This is a genomic window from Pseudomonas sp. NBRC 111130 (assembly GCF_001320485.1).
GTDB classification, from domain to species: Bacteria; Pseudomonadota; Gammaproteobacteria; order Pseudomonadales; family Pseudomonadaceae; genus Aquipseudomonas; species Aquipseudomonas vlassakiae.
Genome location: NZ_BCBG01000086.1, coordinates 1 through 4,348, shown reverse-complemented (window position 1 = coordinate 4,348; position 4,348 = coordinate 1). Strand labels below are relative to the sequence as shown.

Annotated in this window: 3 protein-coding genes; 2 read left to right on the top strand and 1 reads right to left on the bottom strand. The window is 63.7% G+C overall.

Annotation, left to right across the window (positions count from 1 at the left end; all coding sequences use genetic code 11):
* The first annotated feature begins 136 nt into the window (after positions 1-136).
* Positions 137-2,467: an FdhF/YdeP family oxidoreductase gene (locus APH33_RS22480; RefSeq protein ID WP_054887250.1), complete on the top strand. Its 2,331-nt coding sequence runs from the start codon at positions 137-139 to the stop codon at positions 2,465-2,467.
* Positions 2,468-2,585: 118 nt separating this feature from the next.
* On the opposite strand, the gene APH33_RS22475 is transcribed toward APH33_RS22480, so the two are convergent.
* Positions 2,586-3,047, bottom strand: coding sequence for an Lrp/AsnC family transcriptional regulator (locus APH33_RS22475; protein ID WP_054887249.1), 462 nt, complete (start codon positions 3,045-3,047; stop codon positions 2,586-2,588).
* Positions 3,048-3,173: 126 nt separating this feature from the next.
* On the opposite strand from APH33_RS22475, the gene APH33_RS22470 reads away from it, so the two are divergent.
* Positions 3,174-4,348 (top strand): PLP-dependent aspartate aminotransferase family protein (locus APH33_RS22470; protein ID WP_054887248.1); only part of this gene is annotated, 1,175 nt, incomplete at its 3' end.

Below are 4,348 nucleotides of genomic sequence, written 5' to 3'. Positions count from 1 at the left end.
CGTGCCCGCGAAAGCCACGGCGCGGTGCCAGCCCCTGATCGAAATTGCTTATCAAGGGGTAAAACATATCGATTGGACGGCTCTATCGCAGGCTCCATACGCTGGAAGAAAGTATCGAAGCGTGAGGATTGACCGCATGAGCCAGGACCAACACATCAGGGACTACAAAGGCCCCGCCGCCGGCTGGGGCGCGCTGAAGAGCGTGACCAAGAGCTGGCTGGGCAGCGACAACGCCTTCAAGAACCTGCGGGCCATGCTCAAGACCAACCAGAACGGTGGCTTCGACTGCCCGGGCTGTGCCTGGGGCGAGTCGCCGGAAAGCGACATGGTCAAGTTCTGCGAAAACGGCGCCAAGGCAGTGAACTGGGAAGCCACCGGCCGCTCAGTGGACCCTGCGTTCTTTGCCCGTTACAGCGTCAGTGCGTTGCTCGAACAGAGCGACTACTGGCTTGAATACCAGGGGCGCCTGACCCATCCGATGCGCTACGACGCGGCGACCGACCACTACGTGGAAACCAGCTGGCAAGAGGCCTTCGAGCTGATCGCCCAACACCTGCGCGCGCTCGACTCGCCCGATCAGGCGGAGTTCTATACCTCGGGCCGGGCGAGTAACGAGGCAGCATTCCTCTACCAGCTGTTCGTCCGCGCCTACGGCACCAACAACTTCCCCGATTGCTCGAACATGTGCCACGAAGCCAGCGGCTCCGGCATGGCCGAAACCCTCGGGGTGGGCAAGGGCACCGTGGTGTTTCACGACCTGGAGCTGGCCGACGCGATCTTCGTCATCGGCCAGAACCCCGGCACCAACCACCCGCGCATGCTCGAGCCGCTGCGCGAAGCCGTCAAGCGCGGTGCCCAGGTGGTGTGCTTCAACCCGCTCAAGGAACGCGGCCTGGAGCGCTTCCAGCACCCGCAGCACCCCTTCGAGATGCTCAGCAACGGCTCCGAGCCGACCACCAGTGCCTACTTCCGACCGGCCCTGGGGGGCGACATGGCGGCCATGCGCGGTATCGCCAAGTTCCTCTTGCAATGGGAGCGCGAAGCCCAGGCCAAGGGCGAGCCCGCGGTGTTCGACCATGCCTTCATCGCCGAGCACACCAGTGGCCTCGACGACTACCTGGCGGCCGTGGATGCCACCTCCTGGGAGCACATCGTCAAGCAATCGGGACTGACCCTGGCCGAGATCGAACTCGCTGCGCGCATATACCGCAAGGCCGAGCGAGTGATCATGTGCTGGGCCATGGGTGTTACGCAGCATCGTCATTCGGTGCCGACCGTGCAGGAAATCGTCAACCTGCAACTGCTGCGCGGCAACGTCGGCAAGCCCGGTGCCGGTCTGTCGCCGGTGCGTGGCCACAGCAACGTGCAGGGCGACCGCACCATGGGCATTGACGAAAAGCCCAGGGCGGCGCTGCTCGATGCCATCGAAAAACGCTTCAAGTTCCGAGTGCCCCGGGCCCACGGGCACAACGCAGTGCTGGCGATCAAGGCCATGGAAGAGGGGCTGGCCAAGGTGTTCATCGCCCTGGGCGGCAACTTTGCCCAAGCCACGCCGGACACCCCGCGCACCCACGCGGCACTGCGCAATTGCGCGCTGACCGTGCAGATCTCCACCAAGCTCAACCGCTCGCACTTGGTGACCGGGCGCGATGCGCTGATTCTGCCGTGCCTGGGCCGTACCGAGATCGACATGCAGGCCGAGGGGCCGCAAGGCGTGACGGTGGAGGATACGTTCAGCATGGTGCACCTCTCCAACGGCCAGCTGCGCGCGCGTTCGCCGCACCTGCGTTCGGAGCCGTGGATCATCGCCGGCATGGCCAAGGCCACCTTGGGCAACCAGCCGATCGACTGGGAATACGCGGTTGCCGACTACAACCGCATTCGCAGCATGATCGCCGACGTGATTCCGGGCTTCGCTGACTTCAACGAGCGCCTGCAGCACCCGGGCGGGTTCCACCTGGGCAACAACGCGGCCGATCGCAACTTCCGCACGGCTACCGGCAAGGCCCGCTTCATGCCCCACGCGCTGCCGGCGGAACTGGTCAATGCCAAGGTGCTGGCGCGGGGTGACACGCCGGACCTGATCCTGCAGACCCTGCGCTCGCATGACCAGTACAACACCACGTTGTACGGGCTGGATGACCGTTATCGCGGGGTATTCGGCCTGCGTGAAGTGGTGTTTGTCAGCGAGGCGGACATCCGCCGGCTGGGCTTCGAGCCGGGCGAGCACGTGGACCTGGTGTCGCTGTGGGAGGATGGTGTCGAGCGACGGGTGTCGGGCTTCCGGTTGGTGCCTTATGACATTCCGGATGGGCAGGCAGCGGCCTATTATCCCGAGACCAATCCGCTGGTGCCGCTGGAGAGTTATGGCGAAGGGACTTATACGCCGACTTCCAAGTTCATTGCGATCAAGCTGGAGAAAGCCAAGGCCGGGAACCGGATCGAGGCGGTGCTCGCTTCGGACTGATGGGCTGCCTGGGCCGGCCTCTTCGCGGCTAAAGCCATTTCCACAGGGTCATCACAGATTTCAAGGACTGTGGAGTAACTGTGGAAGCGGCTTCAGCCGCGAAGCATCCAGCGCCGATTCAGGATCGGTGCACCGGCAAGGCCGTGGTGTACTTCATCTGCTCCATGGCAAAACTGGAGGTGATGTTGGACAGCCCCTCAGTGCTGGTAATCAGCTTTTTGTAGAAGCGGTCATACGCCGCGATGTCACCCACCACCACCCGCAGCATGTAGTCCCAGTCCCCGGACATCCGGTAGAACTCCATCACCTCCTCGAACCCCTGCACCGTCGCTGCGAACTGCTCCAGCCAGGCGCTGTCGTGGCGCTGGGTCTTGAGCTGGACGAACACGGTCAGCCCCAGCCCCAGGCGCACCGGGTCCAGCAGGGCGACGCGGCCGAGGATGTAGCCGTCTTCTTCAAGGCGTTTGACCCGCTTCCAGCACGGTGTGGTCGACAGGTTGACCGCCTCGGCCAGGTCCTTGAGCGAGATCGAGGCGTCGCGCTGCAACAGGGTGAGAATGTGCTGATCGAAGGTGTCCATGGCCGGGAAAACTTCACCGAGAAAAATTTTCCCCAGATTACCCCAGGCCTAGGAAAATTTCCTGCACCGAGCGGGCATTGCCGCCACGCCAGGTAATTGCCATAGTTGCAGGCTTGAATCCTGCCAATGGGCCTGACCATGTCTGACAAGCCGCGTAATTTCGCCACCCGTACCATCCACGCCGGCGAGCAGTCCAGCGTTGCCGCAAACGCCATTTTCCCGCCCATCTATACCGCCAGCTCCTACATCAAGCGCAGCCTGGACGATAATCCCGAATACGCCTACAGCCGTGTCGGCAACCCGACCCGGCATGCCTATGAGAGCTGTGTTGCCGCGCTGGAGGAAGGCGTCGGTGCGGTGGCCTGTGCATCGGGTGTGAATGCCACCGCCACCGTGCTCGAGCTGCTGCCCAAGGACGCCCACGTGGTGGTGATGAATGGTGTTTACGGCGGCACCTTCCGCATCCTTGAAGACTACCGCGGGCGCACCTCGGGCCTGACCACCACGTATGTCGACCTGAATGATGTCGAGGCGGTGGCTGCAGCAATCAAGCCGCAAACCCAGCTGATCTGGATCGAGTCCCCGACCAACCCGTTGCTGCACCTGGTGGACATCAAGGCGGTGTGCGACCTGGCCCGTGCCCGGGGCGTCCTCACCTGCATCGACAACACCTTCTGCTCGCCGTGGAACCAGCGCCCGATCACCCTCGGCGTAGACCTGGTGATGCACTCGGCGAGCAAGTACATCGGCGGCCACTCCGATCTCACCGGGGGCGTGGTGGTCGCCGCCAATGACGAGCTGCTGGCCCGGCTGCGCAAGATCAGCATGGCGGTCGGGGCGATCCAGGGGCCGTTCGACTGCTACCTGGCCCTGCGCGGGCTGAAGACCCTGGATGTGCGCATGGAGCGCCAGTGCGCCAACGCGCTGCAGGTGGCGCGCTTCCTCGAAGCCCACCCGCAGGTCGAGCAGGTGTTCTACCCGGGGCTTGAAAGCCACCCGCAACACGCACTGTGCCAGCGGCAGATGCGCAGTGGCGGGGCGGTGGTGGCGATGAAAGTCAAAGGTGCAGACCGGGCGGCGCTCAACCGGTTGATCGAGGCCTTGGAGATCTTTGTGCTGGCCGACTCGCTGGGCGGGGTGGAAAGCATGATCAACCACTCGTGGAGCATGTCGCACAACTCGTTGAGCCCGGCGCAGAAGGGCGAGATGGGGATCAGCGAGAACCTGCTGCGGTTGTCGGTGGGGATCGAGGATTATCGCGACCTGATCGAAGACCTGGATGGCGCGCTGAAGGCTTCAGC

Coding starts and splice junctions, on each gene's coding strand:
- APH33_RS22480 (WP_054887250.1), top strand. CDS start 137: ATGAGCCAGGACCAACACATCAGGGACTACAAAGGCCCCGCCGCCGGC.
- APH33_RS22475 (WP_054887249.1), bottom strand. CDS start 3,047: ATGGACACCTTCGATCAGCACATTCTCACCCTGTTGCAGCGCGACGCC.